16 protein-coding genes are annotated in these 16230 nt (G+C 42.9%); 3 read left to right on the top strand and 13 right to left on the bottom strand.

Translation table 11 applies throughout. The annotated features are described in order from the left end of the window. Window positions 1–208 precede the first annotated feature (208 nt). Window positions 209–1597, bottom strand: coding sequence for a TrkH family potassium uptake protein (locus MSP8886_RS11010; RefSeq protein WP_245659082.1), 1389 nt, complete (start codon window positions 1595–1597; stop codon window positions 209–211). 549 nt (window positions 1598–2146) lie between these two features. Here MSP8886_RS11010 and rnz point away from each other — a divergent pair. Then, window positions 2147–3103, top strand: coding sequence for a ribonuclease Z (gene rnz, locus MSP8886_RS11005; RefSeq protein ID WP_067016349.1), 957 nt, complete (start codon window positions 2147–2149; stop codon window positions 3101–3103). Here the strand turns inward: rnz and MSP8886_RS11000 are convergent. The 7 genes from MSP8886_RS11000 to MSP8886_RS10965 all read right to left on the bottom strand — a co-directional run bounded on the left by MSP8886_RS11000 (window position 3100) and on the right by MSP8886_RS10965 (window position 10135). Continuing rightward, complete coding sequence (locus MSP8886_RS11000) at window positions 3100–3312, bottom strand: DUF3024 domain-containing protein (RefSeq protein WP_442399063.1); 213 nt, start codon at window positions 3310–3312, stop codon at window positions 3100–3102. The genes rnz and MSP8886_RS11000 overlap by 4 nt on opposite strands. 148 nt (window positions 3313–3460) lie before the next feature. Further along, window positions 3461–3778, bottom strand: a complete 318-nt coding sequence (locus tag MSP8886_RS22115; protein WP_139063132.1) for a hypothetical protein — start codon at window positions 3776–3778, stop codon at window positions 3461–3463. Window positions 3779–3790: 12 nt separating this feature from the next. Further along, a complete protein-coding gene (locus MSP8886_RS10990; protein ID WP_067016343.1) occupies window positions 3791–4339 on the bottom strand; it encodes a hypothetical protein in 549 nt (182 codons plus the stop codon). Window positions 4340–4434: 95 nt separating this feature from the next. Further along, window positions 4435–5082, bottom strand: a complete 648-nt coding sequence (locus MSP8886_RS10985) for a class I SAM-dependent methyltransferase (RefSeq protein ID WP_067016632.1) — start codon at window positions 5080–5082, stop codon at window positions 4435–4437. An 8-nt stretch (window positions 5083–5090) separates the two neighbouring features. Next, a complete protein-coding gene (locus MSP8886_RS10980) occupies window positions 5091–5750 on the bottom strand; it encodes a hypothetical protein (protein WP_067016341.1) in 660 nt (219 codons plus the stop codon). A gap of 1941 nt (window positions 5751–7691) precedes the next feature. Continuing rightward, window positions 7692–9173, bottom strand: a complete 1482-nt coding sequence (locus MSP8886_RS10970) for a carboxypeptidase M32 (protein WP_067016337.1) — start codon at window positions 9171–9173, stop codon at window positions 7692–7694. Between the two features lie 107 nt (window positions 9174–9280). Next, window positions 9281–10135 carry a LysR family transcriptional regulator gene (locus tag MSP8886_RS10965; protein WP_067016335.1) on the bottom strand — a complete coding sequence of 285 codons (855 nt, stop codon included), beginning with the start codon at window positions 10133–10135 and terminating at the stop codon, window positions 9281–9283. 168 nt (window positions 10136–10303) lie between these two features. On the opposite strand from MSP8886_RS10965, the gene MSP8886_RS10960 reads away from it, so the two are divergent. Then, window positions 10304–10933: a glutathione S-transferase family protein gene (locus MSP8886_RS10960; protein ID WP_067016333.1), complete on the top strand. Its 630-nt coding sequence runs from the start codon at window positions 10304–10306 to the stop codon at window positions 10931–10933. 53 nt (window positions 10934–10986) lie between these two features. Here MSP8886_RS10960 and MSP8886_RS10955 read toward each other — a convergent pair whose 3' ends face one another. Genes MSP8886_RS10955 through MSP8886_RS10945 form a run of 3 tightly spaced genes read right to left on the bottom strand, consistent with a single transcriptional unit; the run spans window position 10987 to window position 11989 of the window. Then, a complete protein-coding gene (locus tag MSP8886_RS10955) occupies window positions 10987–11265 on the bottom strand; it encodes a helix-turn-helix domain-containing protein (protein WP_067016331.1) in 279 nt (92 codons plus the stop codon). After that, window positions 11262–11510: a type II toxin-antitoxin system RelE/ParE family toxin gene (locus MSP8886_RS10950; RefSeq protein ID WP_245659081.1), complete on the bottom strand. Its 249-nt coding sequence runs from the start codon at window positions 11508–11510 to the stop codon at window positions 11262–11264. The genes MSP8886_RS10955 and MSP8886_RS10950 overlap by 4 nt, the downstream gene beginning before the upstream one ends. Window positions 11511–11521: 11 nt before the next feature. Further along, window positions 11522–11989 carry an OsmC family protein gene (locus MSP8886_RS10945; RefSeq protein ID WP_067016329.1) on the bottom strand — a complete coding sequence of 156 codons (468 nt, stop codon included), beginning with the start codon at window positions 11987–11989 and terminating at the stop codon, window positions 11522–11524. Window positions 11990–12373: 384 nt separating this feature from the next. Here MSP8886_RS10945 and MSP8886_RS10940 point away from each other — a divergent pair, with 384 nt between their 5' ends. Beyond that, window positions 12374–12940 carry a hypothetical protein gene (locus MSP8886_RS10940; protein ID WP_067016327.1) on the top strand — a complete coding sequence of 189 codons (567 nt, stop codon included), beginning with the start codon at window positions 12374–12376 and terminating at the stop codon, window positions 12938–12940. Window positions 12941–13055: 115 nt separating this feature from the next. Here MSP8886_RS10940 and dld read toward each other — a convergent pair whose 3' ends face one another. Both dld and fahA read right to left on the bottom strand, forming a co-directional pair. Next, complete coding sequence (gene dld / locus MSP8886_RS10935) at window positions 13056–14792, bottom strand: D-lactate dehydrogenase (protein WP_067016325.1); 1737 nt, start codon at window positions 14790–14792, stop codon at window positions 13056–13058. A gap of 135 nt (window positions 14793–14927) precedes the next feature. Next, the gene (gene fahA / locus MSP8886_RS10930) at window positions 14928–16217 is read right to left on the bottom strand and encodes a fumarylacetoacetase (RefSeq protein ID WP_067016323.1); all 1290 of its coding nucleotides are present in this window, start codon (window positions 16215–16217) and stop codon (window positions 14928–14930) included. Window positions 16218–16230 lie beyond the last annotated feature (13 nt).

Genomic DNA, 16230 nt, shown 5'->3' with positions numbered 1-16230 from the left:
TCTTGAGTGCAAGAGAGCAGATTGGGGCATTTTGGACACTAATAAGACGCCCATTACAGTCGTTACAGACTACTCAACGATAAATTGCCATGGGGCAAACGTGTTTATTCATAAGGCCAAAGCTTGTTATACAGGCAGTCTATATCTTAACCTTAACGAGTATCAGTTGAACAAATCACCGCTTCATACATCAAGTAACAAGAGAGTATTAGAAGCGCCAATAGGTTCGAGATAATACGATAAGAACAGGGAAAATCTCCAAACGACCAAAGATCATCGCAACACACATCAACCATTTTGCTGGATCTGTCAAACCACCAAAACCAGATGCCGTCTCACCATAGCCAAACCCCATATTATTGATACAGGCAGCGACTGTGCCAAATGCAGTGGGTAAGTCGTACCCCATTGCGACTAATCCCCATATAAAGGCGCAAGAAAAGAAAATAAAGAGAAAGAACAACCCCCATACCGACTGAATTACCCTATCTGAGACAGAGTCACCTCCAACCTTGATTTGATAAACAGCATTTGGATGAATCAACTGATCAATTTCTCTTGAACCTTGGCGATACAGAAGGAGAAAACGCATTGCCTTGATACCACCACAAGTAGAGCCAACACAACCGCCAAAAAAACTCGCCCCCATAAGTAGTAACACAACTTGAGCAGGCCAATGGGGGAAGTTCCCCGCCCCTAGTCCATTATCCGTCATAATTGACACCGCTTGGAAAAAACCGTGAACAAGCGAGTCTTTAGCATCAAACGTGCCTGTTCGGTATAACTCAAGACACACAATACTGACTATAATAAATAAGACGAAAATAAAAAAACGGACTTCCGAATTTTTAAAGATAGGCTTAAAACTGCGATTCAAAATAACGATATAATAGAGAGAAAAGTTAAGTGCCGCTAAAATGGAAAACACACCGCCCACTATCTCAATCGGTGCGCTATGATAATATCCTAAACTGTCGTCATGGGTAGAGAAGCCCCCCAAAGACACTGTTGATAAACTATGACATAAAGCATCAAACCAGTTCATCCCTGCAGCGTAATAGGACAATCCACACAATACAGCCATTGCTGTATAAATCACCCATAAGTTACGAGCGGTATCAGCCAGTCTAGGTGTCAATTTCTCCTCTTTCATAGGGCCAGGCATTTCAGATTGATAAAGCTTTGCTCCCCCTATACCCAAAAACGGCATGACGGCAACCGCTAAAACGATGATCCCTAGTCCACCAAGAAAGTTGAGTTGAGCACGGTAGTACAAAATGGACTTGGGCAAAGTATCAATGTGACTAAGAACAGACGCCCCTGTCGTTGTAATACCTGAGATCCCTTCAAAAAGAGCATCCGTCATTGACAGACCAAGACGACGATCAAGATACAAGGGCAAGGTACTAATGATAGAAAAGCTAACCCAGAAAATAACAGCAACCATAAAACCATCTCGGGTTCTTAGGTTCTTATCACCGCTATCCGTTGCTTTCCAGCCAATAAAGCCGATTGAAAACGCAACAACAAACGTAATTAAAAAAGCATGTAGCTCATTTTCTCCGTAGATAAAGCTGATAAGAATGGGAACCAGCATAGAGAGACTATAAAGAAGCACCAAAAAACTGCACAAATGCAATATTGTGCTAAACCTAGAACTATTTCCCATCTACAAACTTGCTCCTGTGAGCCTTTACATTAGTGCGCGCTATAATAAATTTTTAATGCATAAAATATCTAGAAAAAGAACGAGAATAGCCGTAAAAAAAGCGTAAAAATACCAATAAAGACCTGAGCAAAACCTTAACTCGACTAGAAACACCAAATCCCCCCACCCTAACTCCTTGAAAAAAGGGAAAGCAACAAGCATCAGTCCTCAGGGTCAACGCCCTTTTCTATTCAAATACATCACAAAGTTAACTGGCCTAAAGGTGTTCGTCCCCTAAGCGCCCCCTGATCACAATGGCTCCCTTATTATTTCCGATTCTCAACCATTTGCATTAAAGTACGGTGAAAAATCAACATATTAAGTGATGCTTCGTTCACAGCAATGAGCATTTTATTTGCCAAAGTAAAAATAGCCTGTATCTTTACACTGCTTTTTAGATCTCTCAGCAAGTGCTGGTAGCGATTAGGGTAGGTTTTAATGAATATAGTCTTTCTTGGAACATCATCTGGTGTTCCTACTAAAACTAGGAATGTGACGGGCATCGCCGTTCGTGAAGAAAAAGGCAGTGGCTGGTATCTTATCGATTGCGGGGAAGGAACACAGCATCAAATTCTGCATACCAATTTGTCGGCCAACTCCTTGCAAGCCATCTTTATCACCCATATTCATGGTGATCACTGCTATGGCCTCCCGGGCATTCTCGCAAGCGCGGGAATGAGTGGCCGAAAAGAGCCTTTGAAGATTATTGCACCAAGTGGTGTGAAAGAATGGGTCGAGGCCACGCAACGGCATACCCAGTTATATTTGCCGTTTGCATTAGAGTTTATAGGCTCTGATGATTTACCGTCTGTCGATTTCAGAAATGTGCGAGTGGAGACAGAAGCGCTTTCCCATAGAGTACCATCTTATGCCTATAGCTTTATTGAGAAAGATATCAACCCTAGTTTAGACGTTGAGAAGTTGGCGTTACATGGCATCCCTAGAGGCCCACTTTGGGGACAATTAAAAAAGGGGCAGGATATTGAGCATAATGGCAAATTGCTCAGCAGTAACGACTACCTGCTATACGATAAGCACCCGCGCAAAATGATTATTGCAGGAGATAATGACCAGCCTGAACGGCTATCGCAATTTAGTCACGAGGCAAACGTGCTTGTTCATGAAGCCACTTATACAAAGGAAATCGCCGAAAAAGCGGGAAATAGCTATGGTCATAGTTATGCTGAGCAGGTAGCGGAATTTGCCCAGCGCACCAATATTCCTAATTTAGTGCTGACACACTTTAGCCCGCGCTACCAATCCAACCCCAACGCCTCCCCTTCCATAGAGGATATTTACCAAGAAGCCAAAGCCTGTTACTCAGGTAGACTATATCTTGCCAATGACTTTGACGAGTACCAGCTGAACAAATCAGGTGAGTTAAAGAAAGTTTAGGGGAAGCTGCCCAAACCTACACCTATAACCAAATCAAAATAAACAGCCTTAATTTTTTGGAAATCAACGACACCGGCTGACTTATGGGCGGCCCTATTGAGTTCGGTTTGATATTCGGATGGATTATTCCAAACCGGACGCGTTTCGTAGATATAAACAGACTGGTTTTCTAAACGCCAACCCAGATCCAATTGATTCCTAATGTGAATAAGAGGTCTTTTTTTCTAAAAAAGCATCACCTGCCTTTTCACTTTGTGAATTTCGAACTCGCTTAACGCCATAAAACTTGATTCTTCTCTTGTGATGTAGCGCTTTGTACGAGCGTCCGGCGCCGTAGGCGCTAACTGCTGCAATTTGTTATACCCGCTCAGAATTTGCACTACGGTCTTGTCTTTTAAGTACGCATTTAAAAGGAGCCATTTTGTGGTCTCCATCTGCATAAGATGAAAAAAAACCTTCCAAACTGCGGCCATTCTCACGCAACATTAAACTTAAACTACCACGATCAATATGAGCGCAATCTTGATTTTCGTATTCTCCAGTTAAAATTAAGTTCTTAAATGAACCAGTAAAGCCGTAGGTATGAATATCACTTGCTCCGCCAATCTCTACAATCTGCCCCCTGACGGAGTGCCCAACACGCTTAATTTCAACTCTGACCTCTATTGGCGACATACCCGAACCAATTTAAAAAAAAAACTTTCTATCAATTAATTCGTCTTGATTTTCTCCGTTTTCGACATCAGGAGCACCTTTGATAATAAGTTCAGCTTCTATATCTCTCTCACCTTCTTTTTCTTGAGCAGAAGCCGCAACACTAAGTGATTTATTAGTATCATTTTTCTCATCAGGTTCTTCGCTTGGACTCTTTCTTCTACGTCGCCGACGCTCGACAACGCCAAAGGCAATATTAATTCTTCTTTTATCAATTTCTTCTATCCCAATAAATGGAACTAGCACCCCATTCCATACACCTTCAATCTTGGTATCTTTGTAAAGTAAGTTTTCAAGCCAAGGAGTAATATTAGAGCGCCAAACCACTGAAAATATCAGAATCAGCAATGATGTGACCACACCAGCAATCACACCATTAATTATCGGTTCCGCTAAATCCGCTTGAGCTTGATTTGAAAATGAAAACCAACGCCAGCATAAAATACCGAAGCCTAAAAAAATCAAATATGGCGCCAATTTACGCAAAGTTATCCAAAACCAAACTAGACATTTCATAATCATTGGTTACTTCCGTTTAAAGGTATAACGCCGCCACACGCAGCTTTTGTAGTGGAGGCGAAGCCGCAACGAAAAAGACGTCGCCGTGACTAGCTTTGTTAACTATTTGGTCTTGCCTCTGTAAATGTACTTTCACCGACGACCCAAGTTTTAATAATCTCATACCCATGCTTTTTTAGAAGCAGCTCAATCACCGGTTTGTCAAGAATTCCATAGTATGACGAGCCTTTTGATCCAGAATATAAGTATCCATGTAACATTTTCTCTCCGGATTCATATTTACTAAAATAAGAACTTCTATGTTGATTTACAAAAATGGCAAAGCCATCCTTTCTTAGAAGCCTAATTATATGCTCCAGCACGTCAGCTATCATCCTTTTACAAGGAATTGCCGACAGAACATTAGTACATGTAATTACATCATATTTAGACCTATGTTTATCTAAACTTTCATAGGGGACTGTTTTACAGCCACTATAATTTGACTTAACGTAATTTTTTACAGTAGTTCTTTCACCTCGTACACTCTGCTCTCTATTAAGCTGGATTTCGGAGTCTACGAATGTAACTTTAGATGCAACCAATGCGAGGGTATCAGAATATCGAAGTTTTCCGCATCCAAAGTCGAGTATCGAAGGCTTATTTAAGATACCTCCGATATAGTCATCTACAACTAAAGATTTCTGGCTACTAGGTTTGGCTGCATTTTCAGTCCTGATCTCTTCTCCCTTAATTTTGTAACGCATATTCATCCCTAAGTTCTAAAAAAAGACCGTATAGTCTGACTAGATATTTGGTCTGATTGATCTTTTGACTTATTAGTAACTACGAATAACCAATGCACCACAGCAATAAAGAACACTAACGCCAAGTAAATAAGGAGGCCTTTATCAGGAATAGAGCGATTGACGGCCCACAATGTAATCACTGTTATTAACACTACCAGAAAGTGCTCAAAAACAATCCAAAATTGTAGCGCATAACGCCAAAAAATATGGACGTAATGTTGATCGATATTTTTTACTTCTGGATAGTAAAGGCCGTTCATTATTTCCTTCACTCGCGCCCGATTAAGCTTCTGTGATAATCCAGTCCTTTTTAACATAGGAGCAACTATAAAAAGTCTATCCCATAAATATCGTAATAGAATTATTTTGGATAGCTTGTTATGTACTTCAAAAATACTGCTACATAACCATGCTATGACAGCACCAATCAAAGGTATAGCGCCAAACGAAAATAACCATTCTATCAACTCCTTATAATCTTTGATCGGAGGTGCTAGTGATCTGTCAATTTCAACTTTTGGAACCAGTTCGAAGAAACGCAATGCGATGAGAAAAACTAGAGTGCAAAGAAACGTCCACTTTCCCAACTTTGAGAGCATTTGATTGTAGTTTTCTGGTGATGGCATATTTTTCCGTATCCAAAATCTGGGCGACAATATCCACTTGTATAGTTATTCTATAGTGCGCATGCGCATTTATTCCATAAATCGGTGTGCGTGTTATTCTAGCCTTAGCCATTTATATAAATCTAACTAACACCATGATTTATATAAAGTTATTAATAATGATAAGCGTTCAGACTTCGACCAAAACAAGCACGCTTGTTTTGCCTAATAACCGTGCATCAGGAGGGGGAGAAATATGTGACTTTCGTCTTCCTATACGCAATCCTTACACTCTAATCTATTTTCAAATAAGAGACCAGCGGGGTCAAAGCCCTTTTCATGAAAGCTCATCAGAATAGTTAGTTTGGATGACGGTAATCAAGCCGTAGAAGCGGCTTCGACGCAACGAAGTTGCGCGACCCTATGGATTTTCAGAGTCAGTTTAAAATGCCCTGTCCCCTATCCTCAAAACCAATCCATGCCTTACAGCCTAAAGCGTACCGAGAAAGTAAGTTGTATAAAATATCGATCACACGCTTCTCGTTAAAAAAGCGACCTTTTGGTAACTTTTGTGTCGCTAGACAAAAGTTACCCGCTCAGCAGAGCGGAATAAAACTCATAAATACAAAGCAATTGAGAGACAACAAACAGAACAAAACCATCCTAGCCTTCCCCTTAAAAAAGGGGAAGGGACTTGGTGAGTAGTCGCCCTCGCCTTCTGTGCTTGACCAGCGGGGTCAAAGCCCTTTTCATGAAAGCACATCAGAATAGTTAGCTTGGATCAGGTCGAAAAGGTGTTCGACCCCTAATCCAATGAGGTAACTATTGTTGGACTGAAGTCCAACCTACAAATCGTCTTCGACGCAACGAAGTTGCGCGACCCTATGAATTTTCAGAGTCAGTTAAAAATGCCCTGTCCCTATCCTCAAAACCAATCTATGCCTTACAGCCTAAAGCGTACCGACAAAGTAAGTTGTATAAAATATCGATCACACGCTTGGGCTGAAAGCCCGATAAAAGCCCTTTTGGTTACTTTTGCGGCGTTTGGCAAAAGTTACCCGCTCAGCAGAGCGGAATAAAGCTCATAAATACAAAGCGATTGAGAGACAACAAACAGAACAACCCCATCCTAACCTTCCCCTTAAAAAAGGGGAAGGGACTTGGTGATTAGTCACCCTCACCTTCTGTCGGAGTTAAAGCCCATAGATCCCACGCCTGCGCATGGATGATGGTAATCAAGCCAAAAAAGCGGCTTCGACGCAACGAAGTTGCGCGACCCTATGGATTTTCAGAGTCAGTTAAAAATGCCCTGTCCCTATCCTCAAAACCAATCTATGCCTTGATAAGGCTCTGCATTGACAACATCATATCTTTATGAGGAAACGAGGCGCTGCTCTTAAAAGCGAATTTTTGGTTACTTTTTGGGCGCTTGCAAAAAGTTACCCGCTCAGCAGAGCGGAATAAACGAGCAGCTCAAAGTAATTGAGTGGAAACAAATACCCCGGAAGACCCAAAGAACAACCCCATCCTAGCCTTCCCCTTAAAAAAGGGGAAGGAACTTGGTGATTAGTCGCCCTCGCCTTCTGGCGGAGTTAAAGCCCATAGATCCCACGCCTGCGCGGGGATGACGATAATCAAGCAGTAGAAGCAGCTTCGACGCAACGAAGTTGCGCGACCCTATGGTGCTTCAGAGTCAGTTAAAAAGGCCCTGTCTCTATCCTCAAAACCAATCTATGCCTTGATGAGGCTCTGCATTGACAACATAATGTCTCCATGAGGAAACGAGGCGCTGCTCTTAAAAGCGAATTTTTGGTTACTTTTTGGGCGCTTGCAAAAAGTTACCCGCTCAGCAGAGCGGAACTGAACTCGCCAAAACCAAGCTAATCAGAGGAATACCATCAAATCGGCAACACCAAATAACCCCATCCTAGCCCCCTTAAAAAAGGGGAAGGAACAAACCTCTTACAAGTACCGCCCTTCCAAGTGCTTTCTAAAATGCGCAGCATTCAAGGTTTCCCCTGTGGCGCGTTTTACCAATTCATCCGTGGTATAAAGCGAAGCTTGCGACCAAATGTTGTCGCTTAACCATTGGAAGATTGGGCTTAAGTCACCACTTTGGATAACGGCGTCAAAATCGATGTTTTGTATCATGGTGGCTTTGTATTGCGCAGCATACATAGCGCCTAGTGTATAAGACGGGAAATAACCAAATGCGCCATCTGTCCAGTGGATGTCTTGCATGCAGCCGTTTTTGTAGTTGTCTTTGGTGGAGATGCCAAGGGACGCTTTCATCTTCTCATCCCACAATGCTGGCACGTCTGTGTGCTCTATCACGCCATTGATCAAGTCGCGTTCGATCTCGTAACGCATGATCACATGTGCTGGGTAGGTGAGTTCGTCCGCATCAATGCGAATAAAGCCTTTTTCTACTTGGGTGTAGATTTTATAAAGATTTTCTTCGTCGAATACAGGATCTTGCTGTGCATTAAACGCCTGTTTAGACAAACGCGATAAGTGGTGAATAAAGGGTTTACTACGACCAATCTGCATTTCGAAGAAGAGTGACTGAGATTCATGAACGCCCATAGAACGCGCTTCGCCCACTGGCAATCCAGCAAAGGCTTTTGGCAAGCCTTGTTCGTAGCGAGCGTGGCCTGTTTCGTGAACGATGCCCATCAAGGCTTGCACGAAGTCTTTTTCATCATAACGAGTGGTGATGCGCACGTCCGTTGGCACGCCACCGCAAAATGGGTGAACACTTTGGTCTAGTCGACCACGGTTAAAGTCGAATTGCAGCAGCTTCATCACTTCTAAGCCAAGGGCTTTTTGTGTCTCAGTGGAAAAGGTGCCTGATGGCAAAAGGATGGATTCTGACTTCTGCTTTTCTAATACGGTTTCGATTAAGTCTGGCAACCAGGTTTTCACGTCAGTAAATAAAGTATTCAGCGACGCCGTTGTGGTGCCTGGCTCGTATTTGTCGAGCATGGCATCGTATGGTGTAAGACCGAGCGCTGCACCACGAATCTTGGCTTCTTCACGGGATAGAGCGACAACCTCTTTCCAGTTTTTCTCAAAACCTTGCCAATCATTTTCTTGACGCTGCGTACGCCATGCATGTTCGCAGGTAGAACCCGCGATGGACTGCGCTTGTACTAAATCTTCTGGAACGATGGTCGCTTGCTGCCATTGACGTTTCATCTCGCGTAGACTGGCTTGTTGCTCGCTACTTAACGATTCTTGCTCCGCGTTGCCAAACCAGTCTTCTAACTGCGGCTGAGTGGATAAACGATGAACATGAACGGATAACTCTGCCATGGCGTTTGAGCGTGCTTCGCTGCCGCCCGATGGCATGTTCGCTGCGGCATCCCAACCCAGTATAGATTGAGCATGATTAAAGTGATTTAGTGTTTGGTAGTGTGCTGTTAATTTGTCGTAATAAGACATAATGTGTTTTTTTCCTATTCGAATAAAATAGACGCTGTCGGTTTCTTTTGGCGTCGCTGTAGTTGAGGCTAGCTTAGCAACGATTGAACCTCCGTTGTATCAAATACTTACCCTACACCTGTATCTTTCATAACCTGTTCAATAACGTTTTCAATCCACGCTATAGTAAGCCAATCTGGTGCGGCCGCAGCCCGAGAAAACGCAATCTCAACGGCGGGAAGGCTAGGCAAAAGCTCGCTGTCGATAATTTCTAATGCGTCATTCATGCTAATGCTGGCAATAGCGGAGATGGCTTTTTCTGCCACTAAAAGACGTTCAATAAGGGCGAGATTGTCAGTAACGCAATACAATCGGTAATCTATGCCCTTCTTCTGTAATCCATCGATAGCGCTAGAATGGAACTTACAACTTGATTCGTATAGGGCCAACGGCAATGGTTTATAAGACTGCCAGTCGAACCCTTTTTTCGCCACCCAAATGCCTTTGTCCTGAAACAAGGTTAAGCCTTCGTCACTGTTGGGGGTTCGCGTCACCAAGGCTAAATCCACTTCCCCCTTATCCATCAGTTCTCTTAATTCAGCCGATGTGCCGGTACGCACTCGAAAACGAATATTCGGCTGCATGGCTTCCATTACGGACATAATAACGATAAGTAAATTCGCAACATAATCATTAGGACAACCAAAATTAAGTAAGGCTCCTTGTTGTGGGCCTTTAATGGATTGCAAAGCACTTTCTTGCAGTTGCAGTATTCGCCGTGCGTAATGCACTAGCTGCTGGCCGTCTTCGGTGAGTACTTGATCTCGTCCTTGTTTGCAAAACAGCTCCGTACCGACCTGCTCTTCCAGTCGTTTCATCTGCATGCTAATGGCTGATGGTGTACGAAAGGTTTGCATGGCGGCTCGCTGAAAACTGCCATGGTCGACAATCGCCACTAAGGTTTTTAATAGTTCCGTGTCCACTGCCTTCCCCTCGCGACTCTAGCCTCGTTACTTTAGCTAAATTGCGTTAACTCAGTCGCCTTCTAATTTATTCATCAAAACGCGTTATGCCAGCCTTCAATTTAATTGGCTTTTTTCTGTTGCTTTCTTATTGCAAGATCAAACCATCAACATACGAAGGAAAGAGATATGATTCTGCACGATTTTTTGCCCTCAGGGAACGGTTATAAAATCCGTTTATTATGCGCCTGCTTGGGCCTCAACGTGACATTAAAAGAATATGATATTACTAAAGGGGAAACACACACAGAATCGTTTTTAGCCATAAACCCGAATGGCAAAATACCAGTGCTTGAATTGGATAATGGACAATGTTTAAGCGAAAGTAACGCGATACTGCTCTATCTTACAGAACAGAATCACCTTACTCAGCAGCATCAGTCTGCTTTGTTGCCAGCCGACCCTATCCTTAAAGCCAGGGTCTATCAATGGTTATTTTGGGAGCAATACAGCCACGAACCAAACATCGCTTCACCGCGCTTTTGGTTGACCCATAACGCCATGACGGATCTAAAAAAACGCATGCTGCCGGACCGAATTCAGCAAGGTCATGTGGCGTTGAAACTGATGGATGACACCTTGGCACAACACACGTTTTTGGTGGGAGACGCGATGACGTTAGCGGATATTTGCTTGTTCCCTTATACCCATGTGGCAGAGGAAGGTGGTGCTTATCAATTGTCTGAGTATCCGAATATTCAACGCTGGATTAAACAGATTGAAGCCTTGGATTGGTTTATACCCATTACTCAAGGGTGATACACCTCAAGCGCTCTTTAATAGAACTATCGAGCGCTTAATATATTGACTTTCTAATGCCTTTTTTGCGTTTTCAGTGACAATTCATAGCCACAAGCATGAGCATATTTAAGAAGCGTCGCCCAACTTGGATTCGTATTGCCTCGTTCTAAGCGACTGATATTGCTTTTTTGCGTATTCATCTTTTCGGCAACTTGCTCTTGTGTTAACCCAGCTTTTGTTCGCATAGAAAGCAGTTGATCAATTAAATTAAACTCTGCTTCAAGCTTATCGTATTCCGCTTTGACATCAGAATTCTTGAAGGCGCGTTGTTTCAGTTTTTGTAAACTCATCTTTTTTGAACTTCCTTCTGGCGTTGACGTGCAAGCTTCAACTCATTTTTTGGCGTTTTTTGTGACTTTTTAACAAAAGCATGTAAAACATAAATATGCTTTCCTTTTAGGAAGCAAAACAAACTCCGCCCAATACCTTCTTGAGCCTTTGCTCTAATCTCAAACAATCCATTCCCCATAGAATCTGTATGAGGCGGACCTAAATTCGCGCCATGCTTTTCCATCAGCTCTAACAATCTAATCATTCAACCATTCATCAAACACAAAAAGCGTCATCCACACGTACATCGGTCAGCACCGAGTTAGCAATAAAACAGGCTTCATGGGCTTGATGATGAAGCTCTTTTAACACCGCTGAGCTGGGCCTTTCACCAACAAAAGTGACGGTGGGTCGTAATACTACTTCTGTCATCATTTGTTTACCGTTAGAACCACGAGCCAAGACGCCCATGGCCTTATCGGTATACTGGTCGACAATAAGCTTTTTACGGGAGGCGAAGTCTAAAAAGAACAACATGTGACAGCTGGATATAGACGCTACAAAGGCTTCTTCAGGATCAACATTTTCCGCCACAGACATAGGCACAGGAACAATATGTGGTGAAGACGAAGCTGGCACGACCACGCCCCCTTCGAATTGCCATTCATGGGCACGGCTGTATTTTTTGTCCGAAAATAGCTGTGAGCCTCGCTTCCATTCGACCGTTGCAAAATACTCCGACATTACTATTGCCTCCTCATCAAAACTCACTTAAGAGCATTCTCTTTACCTTGCTAATTTAATACGGGATAATGAAAAGTTTATACTCTAAGTTAATCTCAGGTATCTAGTTCTGCAATGCTAACCAGTCTTCTAACTGTGATTGAGCCGATAAACCAAGTGAATCGACAACCCTGCCATAGTACTTGAGTGATTTAGTGTTTGGTAATGTGCTGTTAACTTGTCGTAATGAGACATAATCGGCTTCTATTCCAGTTCAAATGCTCTAGCTATCTTATTAGAGAGAAAAAGATGGGAACAGCGTCCCACCCGGTGCATCTAGGTAAAATCGTTTTATACTTTTTAAAATAACAAAGCTATCTAACAAGTTACATAAGGAAAAATAGAATGTTTAACAGGGAATCAATTATAAAACTTCTTACTCTTGTATTGATATCACTTATTTCATGCTTATCTTTATCCGCATGTTCATCATTGTCAGCTAATGATGACACGAAAAAACCAAAAAAATTTAGGGTACAAACCGAATGGGGAAAATATTCATTTTATAATGCTCAATCTCAATACTTACAGAACTATGGTTTTGCAAAGAAATCAATTTGTGCGATATCATTAATGAACAGTTTTTCACTCAATATTGATAACATAAAAGGGTACGTATTAGAAAAAAACAAACGTGAAAAAAAGTTCGAAGAAGTCGTAAATGAAGGAGTAAACATACTCAAAAAAAGCCCTCTACACTCTGAGGTCAGCAACAATAAGCTACATGAATTCGTTTATCAAAACCTGCTGCAGAATGAATTACTTCTAAGTTATATTTCAATGACAAATAAGCGTGCTAAAGAAAACTCAGAAAACAGTAATAGATCAAATTTTTTAATTAAAATTGACGACTATAAAAAATTCTATGAAATATATCATTGTTCATCCGTTCTTAACTATAATATAGAATAAATATGCTGATTCATAAAAAAAGCCGAGATATCTTTACAAGAAACGTCTCGGCTTTTTGTCTTTAGCTTTTCTATTGCTTTGCTCTTAAATTTTTGCCCTTAAAAGCTGAAAACGCTTATTTATGACAACCACAGCCTGTGTGTTCGTCGCTCAGTGCTTGCCAGTTTTTTAATTTGCTGGTGCCGCCGATGCCTGAGTTGAAGCTGTTGGTTGGGTCGGTTTTTTGATAAAACTCACGCAATGCAGGTTTAGCAACGTATTCGTGTCCGACGTTGTGCTCGGCTGGGTATTCCGCGCCACGAGCATCGTAACTGGATAAAATCTGCTTCTTCACCGCTTTCGCATCGACGCCTTTTTTCATGATGTAGTTTTGGTGCATGACATGGCAAAAGAAGTGACCGTAGTACATTTTTACGGCAACTTTGTCTTCGATGTCTTGTGGTAGCTCTTCGAACCAATCGCGTTCATTGCGCGGGAATGCCACGTCTATGGTCATGATGGAACCAAGATCCTTACCATTCATCACATGATAACGACTCAATGCGCCCCCCGTCACAAAGCGATGCAGGATGGCTTGATCGGCTTCTCGCTTGGTACACGCAAAGTAACCGCCTTCGTTATCTTTAAAGAAGTTGTCTAAATAGGCTTGCGCTTCATCAACTCCATCGTTACTGGTTTCCACAATCCAGTGATGTTCGTATTTTTCACGAAAATCTTCCATGCGCTTTGGCAGATGATTGGGGAAAAGTTGACTCATATACTGCATCATGATGTCGGAAAATTTGGTCGGCATGAACTTAAATTTGCCAGCCCATCTATCAACCGTACGCTTTAAAGCAAACATTTTTGGAATGTATTTGGTGCCAAGTTTGTCGATCACCAAGTAGCTGTCTTTGCCGTATTTTTTACTGATGTCGTAGCTGCTGTTATGCATGTATTCGCCAGACACAGGTAGATTTTTAAAGGTCGACAGCATATCACGGCGCATTTGTTCCATCACTGCAGGATCATTGGTACCAATGTAGAAGACTTGGTACTTTTCTGGAATAGGGAAGGTATCGATGCGCACGGCAAAGACAGCCAGTTTGCCTGCACAACCGGAAGCCTCGTACAAACGTCGCGGATCGTTGTTAAAACGCGATGGTGTCTCGGCATCGACGTCCCGAATACGCTCATGATATTCGTTATCAGAACCGCGTTTTTCTGGGAATTGAATGTCTTTTTCTTGATAAGTTTTGTTTTGCAAATTTGTGAGAATGTCTTCTGGATCGCTTCCCAACTCAATGCCTAAGTTGTTCACCAATTGCAGTTCGCCATCGCCATTCACTTGAGCAAACAACGACATTTCGGTATAAGCAGGCCCACGCTGAACCAGTGCACCGCCTGAGTTATTACACACCCCGCCAACAATCGACGCGCCAATGCAAGAAGAACCAATTACTGAGTGAGGTTCGCGGCCGTATGGTTTAAGCGTGTCTTCCAAGCCAAATAATGTACTACCGGCTAATCCTATGATTTGTTTACCTTGATCGATAAGCTGAATGTCATCGATGCGCATGGTGCTGATAATAACAATAGGACGATCATAGCCCGCACCATTGGGCGTTGAGCCGCCCGTGAGCCCTGTATTGGCCGCTTGCATAATGACGATTACGTCAGCCTTCACACAGGCTTGCAAACACCGCCAAATTTCAACCAAACTACCAGGACGAACAACAGCATAGGCCTTGCCACCGCCAAGGCGAAAGCCTTGACTATAGGGTTTTGTCTTGTCTTCATCGGTTAAAGTGTATTGATTTCCTACGATGGCCTTTAACTCAGCGGCCAGATCTGAACTGCGGGGTGCTGTCATAAGAATAAGTTCGCAACGTGTTGAGAGAAAGAAACAATTATACTCGACTTAACGACGAGTAAAAAACACCCAACAGATAAAAAGCTTTGAAGGTAAAATAAAGAAAGTCAGAAAATCACCAAAAAGTGCGTATTTTTAGGGTAAATGACTATTCCCTGATTTTACTATATTCTCTACTTTCCCTAGCCCTATTCTGTGTTGCTCATTGCCGCAATACCCTTTTAAGATAATACGGTCACCATCCTCTACAAAGGTGCGCTGTTCACCATTGCTCAATGTTATGGGCTCTTTTCCCCCTGCGGTTAGTTCTAAAAGCGAGCCGGATTCTTCAGGAGCTGGGCCCGATTGTGTACCGCTACCTAGCAGATCTCCCGGCTTTACATCACAACCATTAATAGTATGGTGAGCAACCATTTGAGCAATGGTCCAATAGGAATCTTTAAAATTACTGGTTGAAAGACGCTCAGCAGGCTGGTTATTCGCACGCATTTTTTCCGTTTCGATCCAGACCTCTAGTTTAATATCAATCGCACCCTGGGTACGGTTGGTGGCCGAATCAAGGTAATCAAGTGGCTGTGGATCGCTCGCCTCTCGCGTCCAATGGCAACGATAAGGGGCCAACGCTGCCATGGGCATAATCCAAGGGCTTAGACTAGAAAAAAAGCTTTTCGATAAAAAAGGCCCTAACGGTTGGTATTCCCAAGCTTGAATATCTCGCGCTGACCAATCATTAAACATGGACACGCCAAACACATGCTGCTCCGCCTCATCAATATCGATGGGCTCACCTAGCGAATTGCCTGTGCCAATGAAAATGCCCAGTTCTAACTCATAATCAAGACGCTGACAGAGGCCCAGTGCAGGACGGTCAGATTCCGGTACCTTTAACTGCCCTGCTGGCCGCTTAAAAGCCTCTCCTGAGATACGAATGGAAGACGCACGCCCATGATAGGCAACAGGCACCCATTTATAGTTTGGCAACAACGGATTATCGGGGCGAAACAAAGCCCCAACCCGAGAAGCATGGTGTACAGAGGTATAAAAATCCGAGTAATCACCAATCTGACAGGGAAGATGAAACACCACATCGGCCTGAGGTATGAAGCAAGGCTCTACCACTTCTTTGTATTCAATGTGACTGAATAACGCGGTTAATCGCTGCCGCAGTGCGCCCCATTGATCACTCCCTAACCCCATTAATGGATTGAGTGTACTTTGCCTAACAGACTCTCGTAACGATGGGCTTAGGTCATCAAATAATCCCGCTTCTTCAAGCATGCGAAGGTTCGCCACTTGATCACCCAGCCCCACACCGATTGAATGGCTTTGTTCCTTAGCAGAAAAGACGGCATAAGGCAGATTCGCTAATGGAAACTCACAATCTAGCGTGTTGGCACTAGCCAACCAACTTTTCAGTTTTTTCATGCCCAAATGCCTC

The organism is Marinomonas spartinae (assembly GCF_900089775.1).
GTDB lineage: Bacteria > Pseudomonadota > Gammaproteobacteria > Pseudomonadales > Marinomonadaceae > Marinomonas > Marinomonas spartinae.
This window is presented reverse-complemented; position numbering and strand designations above follow the sequence as displayed.

Bases quoted from the DNA above. Each gene is read 5' to 3' on its own strand.
- MSP8886_RS11010 (WP_245659082.1), bottom strand. From the start codon at position 1,597: ATGCTGGTTCCCATTCTTATCAGCTTTATCTACGGAGAAAATGAGCTA.
- rnz (WP_067016349.1), top strand. From the start codon at position 2,147: ATGAATATAGTCTTTCTTGGAACATCATCTGGTGTTCCTACTAAAACT.
- MSP8886_RS22115 (WP_139063132.1), bottom strand. From the start codon at position 3,778: ATGTCGCCAATAGAGGTCAGAGTTGAAATTAAGCGTGTTGGGCACTCC.
- MSP8886_RS10990 (WP_067016343.1), bottom strand. From the start codon at position 4,339: ATGATTATGAAATGTCTAGTTTGGTTTTGGATAACTTTGCGTAAATTG.
- MSP8886_RS10985 (WP_067016632.1), bottom strand. From the start codon at position 5,082: ATGCGTTACAAAATTAAGGGAGAAGAGATCAGGACTGAAAATGCAGCC.
- MSP8886_RS10980 (WP_067016341.1), bottom strand. From the start codon at position 5,750: ATGCCATCACCAGAAAACTACAATCAAATGCTCTCAAAGTTGGGAAAG.
- MSP8886_RS10970 (WP_067016337.1), bottom strand. From the start codon at position 9,173: ATGTCTTATTACGACAAATTAACAGCACACTACCAAACACTAAATCAC.
- MSP8886_RS10960 (WP_067016333.1), top strand. From the start codon at position 10,304: ATGATTCTGCACGATTTTTTGCCCTCAGGGAACGGTTATAAAATCCGT.
- MSP8886_RS10955 (WP_067016331.1), bottom strand. From the start codon at position 11,265: ATGAGTTTACAAAAACTGAAACAACGCGCCTTCAAGAATTCTGATGTC.
- MSP8886_RS10950 (WP_245659081.1), bottom strand. From the start codon at position 11,510: ATGATTAGATTGTTAGAGCTGATGGAAAAGCATGGCGCGAATTTAGGT.
- MSP8886_RS10945 (WP_067016329.1), bottom strand. From the start codon at position 11,989: ATGTCGGAGTATTTTGCAACGGTCGAATGGAAGCGAGGCTCACAGCTA.
- MSP8886_RS10940 (WP_067016327.1), top strand. From the start codon at position 12,374: ATGTTTAACAGGGAATCAATTATAAAACTTCTTACTCTTGTATTGATA.
- dld (WP_067016325.1), bottom strand. From the start codon at position 14,792: ATGACAGCACCCCGCAGTTCAGATCTGGCCGCTGAGTTAAAGGCCATC.
- fahA (WP_067016323.1), bottom strand. From the start codon at position 16,217: ATGAAAAAACTGAAAAGTTGGTTGGCTAGTGCCAACACGCTAGATTGT.